Origin of the sequence: Paenibacillus sp. SYP-B3998 (genome assembly GCF_010820665.1) — a bacterium.
Taxonomy (GTDB): Bacteria; Bacillota; Bacilli; order Paenibacillales; family NBRC-103111; genus Paenibacillus_E.
Map to the genome: position 1 here is coordinate 203,534 of NZ_JAAIKC010000007.1, position 13,316 is coordinate 216,849.

Annotated in this window: 17 protein-coding genes; 13 read left to right on the top strand and 4 right to left on the bottom strand. The window is 46.8% G+C overall.

The window, feature by feature from the left end; genetic code table 11:
• Positions 1-8: 8 nt before the first annotated feature.
• Both GK047_RS18730 and GK047_RS18735 read right to left on the bottom strand, forming a co-directional pair.
• Complete coding sequence (locus GK047_RS18730; protein WP_163950100.1) at positions 9-995, bottom strand: metallophosphoesterase family protein; 987 nt, start codon at positions 993-995, stop codon at positions 9-11.
• A gap of 105 nt (positions 996-1,100) precedes the next feature.
• The gene (locus tag GK047_RS18735) at positions 1,101-2,531 is read right to left on the bottom strand and encodes an ABC transporter substrate-binding protein (RefSeq protein WP_163950103.1); all 1,431 of its coding nucleotides are present in this window, start codon (positions 2,529-2,531) and stop codon (positions 1,101-1,103) included.
• 213 nt (positions 2,532-2,744) lie between these two features.
• Here GK047_RS18735 and GK047_RS18740 point away from each other — a divergent pair, with 213 nt between their 5' ends.
• From GK047_RS18740 to nadE, 12 genes are all read left to right on the top strand, one after another.
• Entirely contained in the window at positions 2,745-3,104 is a 360-nt protein-coding gene (locus GK047_RS18740) for a GntR family transcriptional regulator (protein ID WP_481856013.1), read from the top strand.
• Positions 3,104-3,994 (top strand): ABC transporter ATP-binding protein, encoded by an 891-nt coding sequence (locus GK047_RS18745; protein ID WP_205516881.1) that lies wholly within the window; start codon positions 3,104-3,106, stop codon positions 3,992-3,994. The genes GK047_RS18740 and GK047_RS18745 overlap by 1 nt, the downstream gene beginning before the upstream one ends.
• Before the next feature lie 2 nt (positions 3,995-3,996).
• Positions 3,997-4,680, top strand: a complete 684-nt coding sequence (locus tag GK047_RS18750) for a hypothetical protein (RefSeq protein WP_163950112.1) — start codon at positions 3,997-3,999, stop codon at positions 4,678-4,680.
• A gap of 252 nt (positions 4,681-4,932) precedes the next feature.
• Positions 4,933-5,232 (top strand): LiaF transmembrane domain-containing protein, encoded by a 300-nt coding sequence (locus GK047_RS18755; protein ID WP_163950115.1) that lies wholly within the window; start codon positions 4,933-4,935, stop codon positions 5,230-5,232.
• A gap of 44 nt (positions 5,233-5,276) precedes the next feature.
• Positions 5,277-5,936 carry a PspA/IM30 family protein gene (locus GK047_RS18760; protein ID WP_163950118.1) on the top strand — a complete coding sequence of 220 codons (660 nt, stop codon included), beginning with the start codon at positions 5,277-5,279 and terminating at the stop codon, positions 5,934-5,936.
• A gap of 7 nt (positions 5,937-5,943) precedes the next feature.
• Positions 5,944-6,396, top strand: coding sequence for a PspC domain-containing protein (locus GK047_RS18765; RefSeq protein ID WP_163950121.1), 453 nt, complete (start codon positions 5,944-5,946; stop codon positions 6,394-6,396).
• A 3-nt stretch (positions 6,397-6,399) separates the two neighbouring features.
• On the top strand, positions 6,400-7,086 hold the full coding sequence (locus GK047_RS18770) for a PspA/IM30 family protein (RefSeq protein ID WP_163950124.1): 687 nt from the start codon (positions 6,400-6,402) through the stop codon (positions 7,084-7,086).
• A gap of 219 nt (positions 7,087-7,305) precedes the next feature.
• Entirely contained in the window at positions 7,306-8,202 is an 897-nt protein-coding gene (locus GK047_RS18775) for a polysaccharide deacetylase family protein (protein ID WP_163950127.1), read from the top strand.
• 63 nt (positions 8,203-8,265) lie between these two features.
• A complete protein-coding gene (locus GK047_RS18780; RefSeq protein WP_163950130.1) occupies positions 8,266-9,141 on the top strand; it encodes a prolipoprotein diacylglyceryl transferase family protein in 876 nt (291 codons plus the stop codon).
• Positions 9,142-9,195: 54 nt separating this feature from the next.
• Positions 9,196-9,591: a DUF3905 domain-containing protein gene (locus GK047_RS18785; protein WP_163950133.1), complete on the top strand. Its 396-nt coding sequence runs from the start codon at positions 9,196-9,198 to the stop codon at positions 9,589-9,591.
• A gap of 124 nt (positions 9,592-9,715) precedes the next feature.
• Positions 9,716-10,153 carry a BrxA/BrxB family bacilliredoxin gene (locus GK047_RS18790; RefSeq protein ID WP_163950136.1) on the top strand — a complete coding sequence of 146 codons (438 nt, stop codon included), beginning with the start codon at positions 9,716-9,718 and terminating at the stop codon, positions 10,151-10,153.
• Between the two features lie 175 nt (positions 10,154-10,328).
• The gene (nadE, locus tag GK047_RS18795; protein WP_163950151.1) at positions 10,329-11,138 is read left to right on the top strand and encodes an ammonia-dependent NAD(+) synthetase; all 810 of its coding nucleotides are present in this window, start codon (positions 10,329-10,331) and stop codon (positions 11,136-11,138) included.
• A gap of 80 nt (positions 11,139-11,218) precedes the next feature.
• Here the strand turns inward: nadE and GK047_RS18800 are convergent, their stop codons facing one another.
• The gene (locus GK047_RS18800) at positions 11,219-12,196 is read right to left on the bottom strand and encodes an aldo/keto reductase (protein ID WP_163950154.1); all 978 of its coding nucleotides are present in this window, start codon (positions 12,194-12,196) and stop codon (positions 11,219-11,221) included.
• A 228-nt stretch (positions 12,197-12,424) separates the two neighbouring features.
• On the opposite strand from GK047_RS18800, the gene acpS reads away from it, so the two are divergent.
• On the top strand, positions 12,425-12,814 hold the full coding sequence (acpS, locus tag GK047_RS18805) for a holo-ACP synthase (protein ID WP_163950157.1): 390 nt from the start codon (positions 12,425-12,427) through the stop codon (positions 12,812-12,814).
• Between the two features lie 8 nt (positions 12,815-12,822).
• Here acpS and GK047_RS18810 read toward each other — a convergent pair whose 3' ends face one another.
• Positions 12,823-13,272 carry a c-type cytochrome gene (locus tag GK047_RS18810; RefSeq protein ID WP_275901692.1) on the bottom strand — a complete coding sequence of 150 codons (450 nt, stop codon included), beginning with the start codon at positions 13,270-13,272 and terminating at the stop codon, positions 12,823-12,825.
• Between the last annotated feature and the right edge of the window lie 44 nt (positions 13,273-13,316).

Below are 13,316 nucleotides of genomic sequence, written 5' to 3' on the forward strand. Positions count from 1 at the left end.
AGGCATATTTATTTTACGTCGTAGTTTTTTACGATAGTGGGTTCGATCCATCGCTTCTTAACGTGCTCGCGGCGGTGGATGATAACGCGATCTTTGTAGACATCAACGAGCAGACTCTGACTGATCGCGCGTGTCTCAGGCTCGTTGTTTCCGTTCCATACTTGACGGATAGAGGCGCTGGAAGCGGCAAGAAATTTCAACTGGTTTACTTGGTTCGTTGTTTCTAGATTCCAGTGGGTATGCCCACTGAATAAAATGACGTTCGGATGCGTATCGAGCAGTGTCCGCAGCTCTCTGTGCTGGACGACGCCCAGCTCACGATCTGTACCATCGAGCGTATGCGGCAGCGGCTGATGGAGGAACACGAAGACAGGCTTGCCGGCATCAGCGGTAGAGGAGGCATCCAATCTATCTTTAAGCCAGGCAAGCTGCTCCTGGGATAAAAATGCATCTTCGCCCACTGAAGCATCTACATCGCGATAAGCTTCCCCGCTTAGGAAGAGGAAGCGGTACCCGTCAAGGACAAGCTCGTGGTAGGGCTTATCATAGTGAAACATACGATTGAACTGCTCGACGGCTTGCCGACTCGACCAGTTCGGATTGAGCTTCCTGGTGTCCATCCCACCCTCAGGTGTGCGCCACATGCGATAGTAGTCATGGTTACCCATCGTCGCATGGACTGGAGCATGAGGCAGCCTGCTCAGCAGACCGAGCAAGCTGCGGTAATCCCCCTCATCTCCGTCGGTGAGGTCGCCGTTAAGGACAAGGAGCTTGCTGTCCGGACGCAGCGCGTGATGATCCTTCAACGCGTTCTGGAACCGCTGTTGGGCTTCTCCGTCCCAGGAGATGATGTGTATATCGCTGAGGACGGAGAATGAAAACAAAGGGGCTGCTGGAGGCTCGGCGGCCACCTTGAACGTGGCTGCCGCTTCTTCGAAGGGCAGCATAAGGAGTACAAGGCTAGTGAAACAGATACGAAGCAAGAAACGGTTCATGATTGGTAATTCCCACCTTATTACATGATGAAATAGTATGTGTTTAAGTAAGGAGGGCTATACAAAAAAACAAGACCTTTCCTTGGGGGATAGGTCTTGTTGCATTTATTTTTGCTGGGCTGCTTTCTGCGCATCCGCTTCTTGCTTAGCTTTCAGGAGCTGCTCTTGTCCCTTTTCCTGAATCATTTTCAAAGCTTCGTCCGCTGTTTTCTTACCGTCGAGAACCGCTTGAATTTCTTGATTAGCTAACGTCGTGAATGGCTGGTAGAAGCCGGATGGGATCTTGTCGTACCCTTTATAAATGCTGTTAGGATTAGGTTTAAGCAGATAGAACGGCTCTAAACTATGACCGTCTTTTTCTTTGGCATAGGCCGTGCGGGTCATCAGACCTTGGGACGATTTGGACATGACTCTCGCATATTCATCGCTGTTAATATATTTGACGAATTCCCATGCTGCCCGTGTATTAGCAGATTGCGCGTTGATAGCGAAAATTTGTGAAACCGAAACGTTATTAGAAAAGTCTGGGTTCTGGGGGTCGATGGGGACCGTTACGATATCCCAGTTGACAGGCTTTACATCTTTCAAACGATCTTTAACCTCTTGCAAATTTTGCATCATATAATTGCCGTCAATCGTCATAGCCACTTTACCCATGGCAAATTTATTTTCTTTGAGATAGTCTTCATACATGCGCTGCCCATTCTCGTTATTCTCATTTTTCGGTATGTATAAAGCGCCTGATTTCATGGAATCCACGGTAAGCTGCAGCGCCTTTTTCCATGCATCGGTCTGGATCGTTAATTTCATCTGATCGGCATCAAAATAGGAGAGACCTAGCGTAGTCCCAATGCTGCTCATATACTGGTAGCCAACCCCTTCTCGCATATAAGAGTAAGCGGAAAAACCATAAATACGTTGATCGCCTTGACCATCGGTGGGGAACCGTTTAGCAAGATTGAGGACATCCTCCCAACTCATTTTATTTTTGGGAAGCTCAATCCCATACTGCTCAAACAAATCCTTGTTGTAGTAAAGCGCTTGGCTGTAGAACTCAGGGGAAAGTCCGTAAAGCTTACCTTCGCCTTTACCTTTAATCGTTTCTAACGTTGAAGGGTGCAGTTGCTCCACGTCAAACTTATCCTGCTTGATCACATCGTCAATCGCATAGAGACGTCCTTTTTGCACGAACTTCTCAAGTTGCTCTGTCCCTTGAACAAGGATTACATCGGGCTTTTCTTCCTCAAGCAATTTATCTAGTGCTTGCTCGGGATCCGTGTTGGGTCCATAAATACCTTGGTTCGATACGACCTCAACATCAATGTTGGGGTTCTTCGCCATGAAAAGATTGCCGTACTGCTGGTAGAACGAGTTTTTATCATAATACATGACTTTAATCGTAGCCTTTTCGTCTTTCCCCAGCTTTTTGAGGGAGCTGCCCTCGCTAGAAGTTCCATTAGCGTTCATTGAGAAATTGCAGCCTGTAAGTGAAGCGGAAATCATAATTGCAGTAAGCGGAACCATCCAACGTTTCATAGTAACCTCCAGTTACACTTCCAAATATAGTAAAAATCCTTCCTTTATCATACACAAACATCCATTAAACTACAAATTATTCCAAATAAACATCGATATGAGCAATTGGGGTGTTACCTATTTTTTGGAATTTGTATTGACTTATAACTTAATTGCTTATATAGTTAATTACATGAGTAACTAACCAATATGGTGGTGAGGATTTTGGGATTTATGATGGATGATAGCCGCCCGATCTTTGTGCAAATCGCAGAACGAATCGAGGATGACATTATTGAGGATCGGATGCCGGAGGAATCGCAGGTACCTTCAACGAATCAATTTGCCTCTTTTTATCAGATTAATCCTGCGACCGCTGCGAAAGGTGTGAATCTGTTGGTGGATCAAGGCATTTTATACAAAAAGCGAGGGATTGGCATGTTTGTAGCCGCTGGTGCACGGATGAAACTGATGGAAAAGCGCAAAGAGCAATTTTATGAGCAGTATGTGGTGACGATGGTGAAGGAAGCAGAGAAATTGGGTATTACGGCGGAACAATTAACAGAAATGATTCGGAGAGGGGAGCCAGTATGATGCCGAATATTATTGAAGTAAAGGGACTGACGAAATCTTATGGCAAAGTAACTGTGATCGAGGATATCAGCTTTAAGATTGAAGCGAACAAAATATACGGTCTGCTTGGGAGAAATGGCGCAGGTAAAACAACCATTATGCACATGATTACAGCCCAATTATTTCCTACCAGTGGCGAGCTGAAGGTGTTTGATGAATCGCCATTTGAGAATCGTCGTGTGCTCAGTCGAATTTGTTTCATTAAAGAGAGCCAAAAGTATCCCGACAACTATCAGGTGGTGGATGTGCTGGAAGTTGCGGAAGCTTTATTTCCTAATTGGGACCGCGAGTATGCTTACGCGTTGATTGAAGATTTTCGCCTTCCACTCAAAAGAAAGATGAAGAAGCTGTCCCGAGGGATGCTATCCTCTGTGGGTATCGTTGTAGGGCTTGCCAGCCGTGCGCCGCTAACTATTTTCGATGAGCCTTATCTGGGGCTCGATGCGGTAGCGAGAAGTATGTTTTACGATCGATTGCTTCAAGATTATACAGAATATCCGCGAACGATTATTTTATCGACGCACTTAATCGATGAGGTTAGCCGTCTTCTGGAGCATGTACTCGTCATTGATAACGGCAAGCTTATTATGGATGAAGATGCGGAGGAGCTTCGTGGTCGTGCATGTACGGTAACGGGTTCTGCGGATGCCGTCAATACGTTCATTAAGGGGAAGGAAGTATTGGCGCGTACGCCATTCGGCGCTTTGGTCTCGGCTACAGTGGTTGGGGACTTGGATGTAAGCCAAAGGAAACAGGCTGAACGACTAGGGCTTGAACTTGGGGCGGTATCCTTGCAGCAATTGATGGTTCATCTGACGCGCAACACGTTAGAAAGAAAGGCGGCTGAATAACTATGAATCCTATTCAAAGCGTAATGAAGATGCATTTGCGAGATAAAGCGATGTGGTTCTATACCCCGTGGATTATTATTGCGGCAAGTTTTGTGATTAATTTAGTTCTCGCGTTCAGTTTAAATGAAGAGGGCGCTTTTCATTCAGGCTCGGTCGTTGCTATTTTCATCTATACCTTTGTCGCTGGCACGGTTACTTTGAAAGAGACCTTCCCGTTTGCGCTGGGCTTAAGCGTACGGCGTAAGGATTACTTTCTAGGAACGTTCGCCACTGCCATGATGGTCAATCTTATCTCGGCCGTCATGCTCGCTGTATTATCGATAGCAGAGCAGGCTACGAACGGCTGGGGAACGCAGCTGTACTATTTTCAAGTGGAATTTCTTAAAGATGTGCCCTTAATCGGTATGCTAGGTATTTACTTTATCCTGTTGGTAAACATGTATTTTCTCGGCTTGGCTATCTCAAGTATTCATAGACGTTTTGGTCGAAATGGGATGTTTGCTTTTTTTACCGCGGTGTTCCTGTTAGGCGTAGTTGGCACTTTTTTAAATGCGTATTTTCATTTGTGGGGCGATATGTTCGGATGGTTGGTTCATCATTATAGGGAACTGTTCTGGTGGATGGTTCCCGCAATAGTAGGCTATCTGCTTATCGCCTATGCGCTTCTTCGTAAAGCAACTGTTTAGTTGAGATTGATGTTTATTTTATCAAAAGTCGTCAAAGGAGCGTATCCTTGGCGGCTTTTTGCTTTGCATGCGGAAGCTCTATACAGTCCCCGAATTATGCGAGAGCTTGTCTTATCCGCAGGTCGTAGGTTGGCCCCGACTTAGGTCTAGGAACAAAAACCGTCGCGAGTCCGTTTTGGAAAGCTTCGTTTTTACCTAGAATAAAGACATGAAGAAGAGCACGACACACAACGAAAGGCGGTGACGAAAACGATGAAAAAAAATACAGGTTTTGCGGTTCTGCTAATCGCATTCGGTGCGCTGATCCTGCTGAATAAGCTGGGCCTCCACATGGGACCGTTTATTGGCTCCATCATGGGATATGTCATTCCGCTTGCAATGGTGGGTCTAGGTTATGTCGGTATTAAAAACGGCAGCAAAATTGGTTGGATCATTGCCGGACTCGGTATCATCATCCTGCTTGGCAAATTATCCGGTTGGTTGATCATTTTACTGGCAATTGGCTTGATCGGTTATGGTTTCACGATGTTGTCTGGCAGATCGCGGGTTTAACCAACAGAAACAGATTTTAGAGATTGAAAAAGGTGGAATGTGAAATGAGCCTAATCAGGCGTATGAGAGATATTACCGTAGCCACACTGAATGAACATTTGGAACGTTCGGAAGACCCGGTTCGCTTGATTGATCAATACTTAGCTGCGCAACGTGAGCAACTGCAGCAATCCGAAAAACTGTACCAACAATGTGTTGGCCACGCAGCTGCGCTTCGTCAGCAGTATCTGACGGCGCTAGAAACCAAAGAGAAGCGCGAGCATCAAGCGCTGTTGGCATTGAAAGCCGGCGAGGAACATATGGCGCGGATTGTACTTCAAGAGAAGCTACAAGCTGAAGAGAAAAGCGAGCAGTACCGTGAACTCTACGAGCAAGCGAAACAGTCCATCCTTGATTTGGATGAAGAACTTCAGCAACTGAAAGCTGATTACAGAGAAGTGGCAGATAAACGCAGCTACTATCTGGCACGAATGGAATCTGCACGCTTGCAGCAAAAGCTACATGCTCGGGCGAGTAGTGTAGCACAGGATGCTACACCGAGGATGTTCGGTCGCTTGGAAGAGCGCGTATCCGATATGGAGCTTAACGCAAGGACGCTCCGCGATGTAAGACGAATGAGCCGTGAAAGCTATTATACGGCGGGCAATCCGGCTGTAGATGCTGAACTAGAAGCGTTGCGGAACAAACTGAAGCAGGAGGGATAACAAGATCATGAGCAAAGTATATCGCTCACGTAGAGATAAGAAAGTAACCGGCTTATGCGGCGGACTCGCCGAAGCCATGAATGTAGATGCAACACTATTACGCTTACTCGTGGTCATTACGACTTTTTTCACTGGAGGAACCGTCATCTTCATCTACTTTATTGCTGCGGTTGTGATACCGAAAGAACCTGGGTTTGATCAACCCCCCTATGATCCTTATGCAGGCTCATATGGCCGACAAGGCTATAACGGCGGGAATTGGAATTCGCAGAGACCCCAACCAGGTCCAACGGCTGCAAACCCTAACTATAATGCAGCATATGATGCTCCAAAAACGAACAATATCGACGAAATGATGAAAGATATTGAGAAGAAAGCACTGCAAAGAGAAATCGAAGAACTGAGAGCCAAAGTCGCTCGTTACGAACATACTAATGATAATAATAAAGGAGACGTGTAAACCATGGGAGTATTTACAAGAATGAAAGATATGACAAAAGCATCGATTCACGAGGTATTGGATAAAATTGAGGATCCAATTGTAATGTTAAACCAATATTTGCGCGATATGGAGCAAGAAATTGCGCAAGCTGAAGTAACTGTAGCTCGACAAATCGCTAATGAGCGCAAGTTGAAACAGCGTCTAGAAGAGTCTGTGCGTCTGGTTGCTGATCGTGAAGCGAAGGCAGGAGCAGCACTGAAAAATGGTCAAGAAGCTATCGCTCGTCAAGCGCTTGAAGAAAAGCTTTACCATGAAGATAAAATTGTCGAGTACACTGATTTGCATGAAGCTTCCAAAGCGCAAGCGGATGAATTGACGCAGCAACTGCATGAAATGAAGGATGAGTTCTACAAATTACGCAACAAACGCAATGAACTCGTATCTCGTGCTCAGCTTGCTAAAGCTAAAAAACAAATGGCTCAAGTTTCCTATAGCGGTGTCATCGAAAGCGGTAACGCATCCCGTGGCTTCCAACGTATGGAAGAGAAGATCATGCAGCTGGAAGTAGAAGCAGAGATTGCCCGCAAACCCTATGTACCAGCAGGCAGCATCAGCAGCTATACACCTGTGAATGCAGCTAAGCAAGCTAAAGTGGATGAGCAGTTGAATCTGCTCAAAGAAAAATTAAACGGCAGCGCTGCCGAGTAGCTTGTGAAACTAACCCTAGAAGGCCCCTCCTCGTGAGGGGCTTTTTCGCGTCATTTAGACGAATAGGTGTTCCGTTCTACAAATTTCCCAGGAAATAGTGCCTGTACTGTCGATTCTTGTTGGAGCTAACTGCATAAAACTACCAGTACGCTGGAAAGCGCAGGAAGCCATAATAAGCACATCGATATCAATCCGTTGGAAGATGGGTGGGGGGCTTCTGTGAGGGAAACTTGGGAACACGGTTGGATTTGTTTGATTTTGGTCATGGCAGGGGCGGTTTTGGCTGGCTGTGGAGTGAACGAAACGCCAACTAAGCCCCTCAACTCAGACTCTGCGGCATTAATTAATCTGACGCTGCCCGTTCCACCCTCTACTACCAGGGTATCTGTTATAGACGATGAGCCAGTGGAAACGCAGCACTTTTACTCGGGGCCCCGAAAACATAAGCCCACTGAAAGAACAGTACCTGTGAAAGATAGAGGAAAAGTAGCTTACTTGACCTTCGATGATGGCCCATCACAGAGTACAAAGAAAATTTTGAGTATTTTGAAAAGTTTTAGAATTCCCGCTACTTTTTTTGTTGTAGGATCAGATACAAGTGAAGGGAGAGCCCTTTACAAGCAAATGGTTGCTGAGGGACATACGCTAGGCAATCACACTTACTCTCACGATTATAGTACCATTTATAAATCGGTTGAGGCGTTCCGGAAAGATGTTCGTAAGCTGGATAAGCTATTAGAAGATACTGTAGGCTACCGACCAGATATTTTACGTTTTCCAGGGGGCTCCAATAATCATTTGAGCTGGAGGCCTGGCGGCAAACGTATTATGAGCAAGGTAACGAAAGCCATGATTGAAGATGGTTACCAGTTTTTTGACTGGAATGTTAGCTCTACGGACGCAGCAGCTCCTGTGCAAAATAAGGACATGATCATCGACGCTGTACTCAGCGCAAGCCGGGGCAAACAAAGTATCATCGTTCTGATGCATGACAATACGTTTAAAACAACAACCGTAGAAGCCTTACCTACCATGATCAAAAGACTGCAAGCCGCCGGGTTTCGTTTCGAGAAGCTGACAAAGTCCGCCTTCACCTTTAAATTTTTGGAGCCTTAGCCGTTGAAGACATCCTTTCCATCGTTTACCATGGGAGTATGAACAATGGGGGGGAAGATAGGCATGCCCGATGTGTTACAAATAGGCCCCTTGCAGTTGGAAGGACATCATCTTGCACTTCTGCTCGCTTGTTCCGTAGGCTTATGGCTTGTGCGCAGGCAAGTTCTTCGTCTTCAAGACGGAAACAAACTTCCTATTACGGATATCATCTTTAATGGGGCTATGATTGTCGTGCTTACATGGAAGCTTGGCGTAGTTTTTACACAGCCCTCGATGTTATGGACGCAGCCCGCCAAGATACTATTCGTATCAGGCTCAGGCATAGAGGTGCTGCTCGGCCTACTTATCGCAATTGGGTATGGATGGTTCCAAATTCGCAAGCTGAGGATTCCGGCTATCCTGATGCTGGATGTTCTTGCATGCGGAGTGACAGCCGCTTTTCTCTTATATAACGCATTGATATCGGATAACGGACTGCCAACCACACTGCCGTGGGGTATTGGAGCTGAAGGAACAACAAGTAGATTTCACCCGTATCCTATGTATCTAGCGGTTCTCTTAGTGCCGCTTTTCCTTTGGCAGCAGTTTACCCAACTGCAATTACATGCGCCTGGAAGCGGAAGGCTCTTTAAATATTCGTTGTTCCACGTTGGTGCAGCGGGAATGATAGCCAGCTTCTTCGCGCAACCCGCGTCAACGGTTGTCTTTCTTAGTTGGCCGCAGTTGCTATTTCTTTTCATGCTGTTCATTGGAATGCTTCTTCCGCCTATGGCACATAATACAAACAGAAGGGAGCTGAGCCACATGAGCCAAAACGATTCCAAAATGCAAATCCAACAAGAGCAGCAAAACAAAGAGCACCAGAAAATTGCATCTATACCTGGCAAAGAAGGCTTTGTCGATAAAAAACTGGATGGTCCGAACCGGCCTTCCACATAGGATATTCCCCAGGACTTACGAAGGAAAACGCTTAGGAGAGGAATACCAAGTACCATGAGCGACCGAGACAGGAATAAGCAGACGAAGCAAACTCAAGAGCAGAGCGATCTGGATCCATTTGAGATCAACTTTCTCCCCCAATTTGAGCAAGGTCGAGGTCCGCACGAGCCCTTTGTCAATGAGCACGGCGTCGTGATCGGCGATCATAACTATGAATCGGCGGAGTCCCCCCTTGAGCAGTGGAGTGCGGAGACGGATCCAGAGGTCATGGCTGGCGATGAATGGGTGCATCCCTACAAGGATATCGGCTTTCAAAGCGCCGAAAATCGGGATTATTTTGAAAAGGGGATTCCCCCACAGGGTGGAATATTCACACATCCCGACAAAGATGTTTCTTACGAACCTGGTCAAGCTACAAGCAAGCAGGAAGAGGATAAGGCGGAAGCATAGCTTTCGCCTTATTTTCATTTTACGTTCAGGTTACTTTGTGCTTTGCATTCTACGCACACGGATGTATAATAACAATAAACATTACGTTTTAATATTAACTATAAAATACTAAGGGGTGGAACATATGGCAATGTCTTTTGATTCCTACATGAAAGATATGGTTAAACCGATGAGAGAAGATTTGACTCGTCTGGGGATTACAGAACTTCTGACACCAGAGCAAGTGGAAGAAGCGATTGCAAAGTCTAAGGACGGTACGCTTCTGCTTGTTGTTAACTCCGTTTGTGGTTGTGCAGCTGGTCAATGTCGTCCAGGCGTTGCGAAAGCTCTGCAAAATGATGTGCTTCCTACTTACACATACACGGTGTTCGCAGGTCAAGAAAAAGAAGCAACGGCGAAAGCACGCGAATTCTTAGCGCCCTATCCGCCATCTTCGCCATCTATCGCACTGTTCAAAAACGGTGAACTGGCACACTTCATTCAACGTCACCAAATTGAAGACCGTTCTGCAGAAATGATCGCTGGCGATCTAGTCGGCGCTTTCAACGAATTCTGCAAATAAGAAGCTCAGGAAGAAAACTTTATCAGCATGGCCCGTCTTGCAGTATTTGCACAGCGGGCTTTTTGTTTTGTGAAGCCTTGAGCGAATAGCTGACTTTGAAAATTCAAGTGCTAAAGTCTATACTTAATCATAAAGAATGCATTCTTCGATCATTAGAGAAAAGGTGGAGACATGGATGAGTCTGCAACAGGATATTATCGCCAAGCTCGGCGTTAAGCCCGAAATCGACATCGACACAGAAATTCGCAATCGGGTGGATTTTCTTAAAAATTATGTGTTGGGCGCCCATGCCAAAGGGCTGCTAATCGCAATCAGCGGAGGCATTGACAGCGCCGTTGCCACAGGCCTTTGCAAGCAGGCGACGGATGAACTGACCGCCGAAACGGGGAAGGAATACAAAACCGTTGGCGTATTTCAGCCATACGGCGTGCAAGTTGATATTGAGGATAGCTACGCTACGGCGAAAGCCTTCGATTTGAAATTTCAAATCGAGAATAACATCGAAGAAGCCGTCGATGAAATTGCTATCGAGGTTGAATACGGACTCAAGCATATCGGCGTTCATCAACACGTAAGCCGCGGAGGCAAAGGCAACATCAAAGCGCGGACGCGCATGGTTATGCAGTATGCCCTCGCATTCGAACTTGGATTGATCGTTGTAGGCACGGATCACGCATCTGAAGCCATCACGGGCTTCTTCACCAAATACGGTGACGGAGCAGTCGATATTACGCCGCTGAGCACGCTGAACAAACGTCAAGTACGTTCGCTAGCTGCGAGGCTGGGCGTACCGCAAAGCGTTCTCGACAAAGCCCCTACGGCTGGACTATGGGACGGTCAAACCGATGAGAACGAGCTGGGTATTACATACGGTGACAATAGCGACTATCTGGAAGGCAAGCAAATCGATCCGACCATTCAAGAGAAGCTGGAGAAACAATACTTGAAAACGGAGCATAAACGCATTCCGATTCCTGGTATTTAACAGTCGGGGAGTTGAATATAAAAAGGCTGAAAGTTTCTCTAGGAAGAGATCTTTCAGCCTTTTTGAGCAGCAGGTAAAAATTAAGGGATTTGGTGGCCGCGTGACTTCTCGAAAAGCGCGTACCATTCTTCACGGCTGAGCAGCTCGGAAATACGAACGGCATCTTTGCAAGCCAGTACTCGCTCCGCAGAAGACGTGCCGATAACTGGCTGGATATAAGCTGGATGCTTCATTAACCAGCCGAGTACAATTGATTCAGGCGTCGTTTCCTTCTCTATCGCCATTTGTTGAACCAGCGCAGCGGTTTGCTTCTCCGCATTGGTAGCGTTATCTAGAGATTTACCCGAGTAGATGCCTTGGGCGAGCGGACCCCAAGCTTGAACTTGAATGTTTTCCATTTGGGCGTGTTCCATAATGCCATCGGCGAAGTTGATAGTTACGCCCTCTTTGTGATTTACAAGGATGCCTTGGTCGAGCCAGTCTGTGCGAGCGAGGCTCATTTCCAGTTGGTTGACAACGAGTGGTTCTGCAATGGATCTTTGCAGGAAGCGGATTTGTGAGGCGGTCATGTTGGATACACCAAAATGACGGACTTTACCGGAAGTTTTCAATTGAGTGAAAGCTTCCGCCACCTCATCAGGCTCCATCAGAGGATCCGGACGGTGCAGTAAAAGCACGTCTAGGTGTTCTACGCCAAGGCGCTCAAGAATGCCATCCACGGAACTCAAAATGTGGCTTTTCGAGAAGTCATAGCGTCCAGGCAACACGCCATCGGATTGACGAATACCGCATTTCGATTGCAGCACGATTTGATCGCGCAGATCGGGCCTATTTTTGAGGATTTGTCCAAAGACGGACTCTGACTTTCCTTTTTTATAAATGTCTGCATGGTCAAACATGGTAATTCCAATAGAAAGAGCAGCTTCAACGGCAGCCTCTGCAATTGTGTAATCTTCCTTCGTAAGGGGATCATGATTCCATCCGCCACCAATACCCATACATCCGAAAACGACTCTACTGGTCGATATTCCTCGTTTTTCAAGCGGCATTGCTTTCATAGGTTTGCCTCCCAATCTAATTGTTTATGTTCATTATACCTGTTCAGGAAGTTTGGCATAAGGACTGAAGATAGGTTCAGTTACTTACCTTCAAGTAACCACGTATTCAAATAGCTGCGCTAACTGTGAGCGATTTACGGGAAGGTTGACTGCTATACCTTGACCAGCGGTAAGGAATCATGTACATTGTACGCAAATCGATACAGGAAAAGTGGGTGCTAACATCTTATGATCATTGGAGTGGGAACGGATTTGGTTGAAATTGCGCGAATGCGCAAAACGCTAGAGGGCTCGGCTGCTGCTCGATTTCTGGAGCGGATACTTACGCCACAAGAGAGGTTGCTTGCTGAGCAGCGGAGAGGTCGGATCGCAGAGTTTGCTGCAGGTCGTTTTGCGGCCAAGGAGGCGATTGTGAAAGCAATCGGCTGTGGAATCGGCAAGCAAATCGGCTTTCAAGATGTTGAGGTATTGCCGGATGGACTCGGCAAACCTATATGCCGGGTATCGGAAGAAGCTCTGCTCCGTGCAGGCTTGAACGGCAGCAGTCACCGCATCCATATTAGCATTACGCATACGGAGTCGATGGCTGCTGCTTATGCCATTGTAGAGCAGCTCTAGAAGCTGCTCTATTTTTTTGAACTAAGCCAATCGGCTAGAAGCCCGACCTCTTCTTCGGTGAGCTTCGTCTTGTAGGCGGGCATACCGCCCCCGCCATTTTTGATTTTGTTCGTAATTTGCTCTTCGCTCATCGTAGCGCCAACCTTTTGCAAATTCGATTTAGGGCCGACTTTGCCTGCCAAGTCTACACCGTGGCAGCTGATGCACTTATTCACGGTGAAGGACTCCTGCGCCTTCACATAGGCGGGGTTACTCTCTTGCGTATCCGCACTGGCGGACGGCGAGACTGGGGCCTTCGGCGTTATGCCTGAGCCGCTGCCGCAGGCGGCAAGAGCAAGGACCATCGGCGCGATGACGATCGCGAATACGATGCTCCTTGCTCCCCGCCAATTCACCGCGGACATAACGCGGTCTTTCATATTAACAGCAGCTGTATGAGCTGCTTGTTTGATTGTCATGGCTGAGCTACCTCCAGAACATGGATCTTTTATTTTCTTACTCG

Bases quoted from the DNA above. Each gene is read 5' to 3' on its own strand.
- GK047_RS18740 (WP_481856013.1), top strand. From the start codon at position 2,745: ATGATGGATGATAGCCGCCCGATCTTTGTGCAAATCGCAGAACGAATC.
- GK047_RS18810 (WP_275901692.1), bottom strand. From the start codon at position 13,272: ATGACAATCAAACAAGCAGCTCATACAGCTGCTGTTAATATGAAAGAC.
- GK047_RS18785 (WP_163950133.1), top strand. From the start codon at position 9,196: ATGAGCGACCGAGACAGGAATAAGCAGACGAAGCAAACTCAAGAGCAG.
- GK047_RS18800 (WP_163950154.1), bottom strand. From the start codon at position 12,196: ATGAAAGCAATGCCGCTTGAAAAACGAGGAATATCGACCAGTAGAGTC.
- nadE (WP_163950151.1), top strand. From the start codon at position 10,329: ATGAGTCTGCAACAGGATATTATCGCCAAGCTCGGCGTTAAGCCCGAA.
- GK047_RS18755 (WP_163950115.1), top strand. From the start codon at position 4,933: ATGAAAAAAAATACAGGTTTTGCGGTTCTGCTAATCGCATTCGGTGCG.
- GK047_RS18745 (WP_205516881.1), top strand. From the start codon at position 3,104: ATGCCGAATATTATTGAAGTAAAGGGACTGACGAAATCTTATGGCAAA.
- acpS (WP_163950157.1), top strand. From the start codon at position 12,425: ATGATCATTGGAGTGGGAACGGATTTGGTTGAAATTGCGCGAATGCGC.
- GK047_RS18790 (WP_163950136.1), top strand. From the start codon at position 9,716: ATGGCAATGTCTTTTGATTCCTACATGAAAGATATGGTTAAACCGATG.
- GK047_RS18760 (WP_163950118.1), top strand. From the start codon at position 5,277: ATGAGCCTAATCAGGCGTATGAGAGATATTACCGTAGCCACACTGAAT.
- GK047_RS18750 (WP_163950112.1), top strand. From the start codon at position 3,997: ATGAATCCTATTCAAAGCGTAATGAAGATGCATTTGCGAGATAAAGCG.
- GK047_RS18770 (WP_163950124.1), top strand. From the start codon at position 6,400: ATGGGAGTATTTACAAGAATGAAAGATATGACAAAAGCATCGATTCAC.
- GK047_RS18765 (WP_163950121.1), top strand. From the start codon at position 5,944: ATGAGCAAAGTATATCGCTCACGTAGAGATAAGAAAGTAACCGGCTTA.
- GK047_RS18735 (WP_163950103.1), bottom strand. From the start codon at position 2,531: ATGAAACGTTGGATGGTTCCGCTTACTGCAATTATGATTTCCGCTTCA.
- GK047_RS18780 (WP_163950130.1), top strand. From the start codon at position 8,266: ATGCCCGATGTGTTACAAATAGGCCCCTTGCAGTTGGAAGGACATCAT.
- GK047_RS18730 (WP_163950100.1), bottom strand. From the start codon at position 995: ATGAACCGTTTCTTGCTTCGTATCTGTTTCACTAGCCTTGTACTCCTT.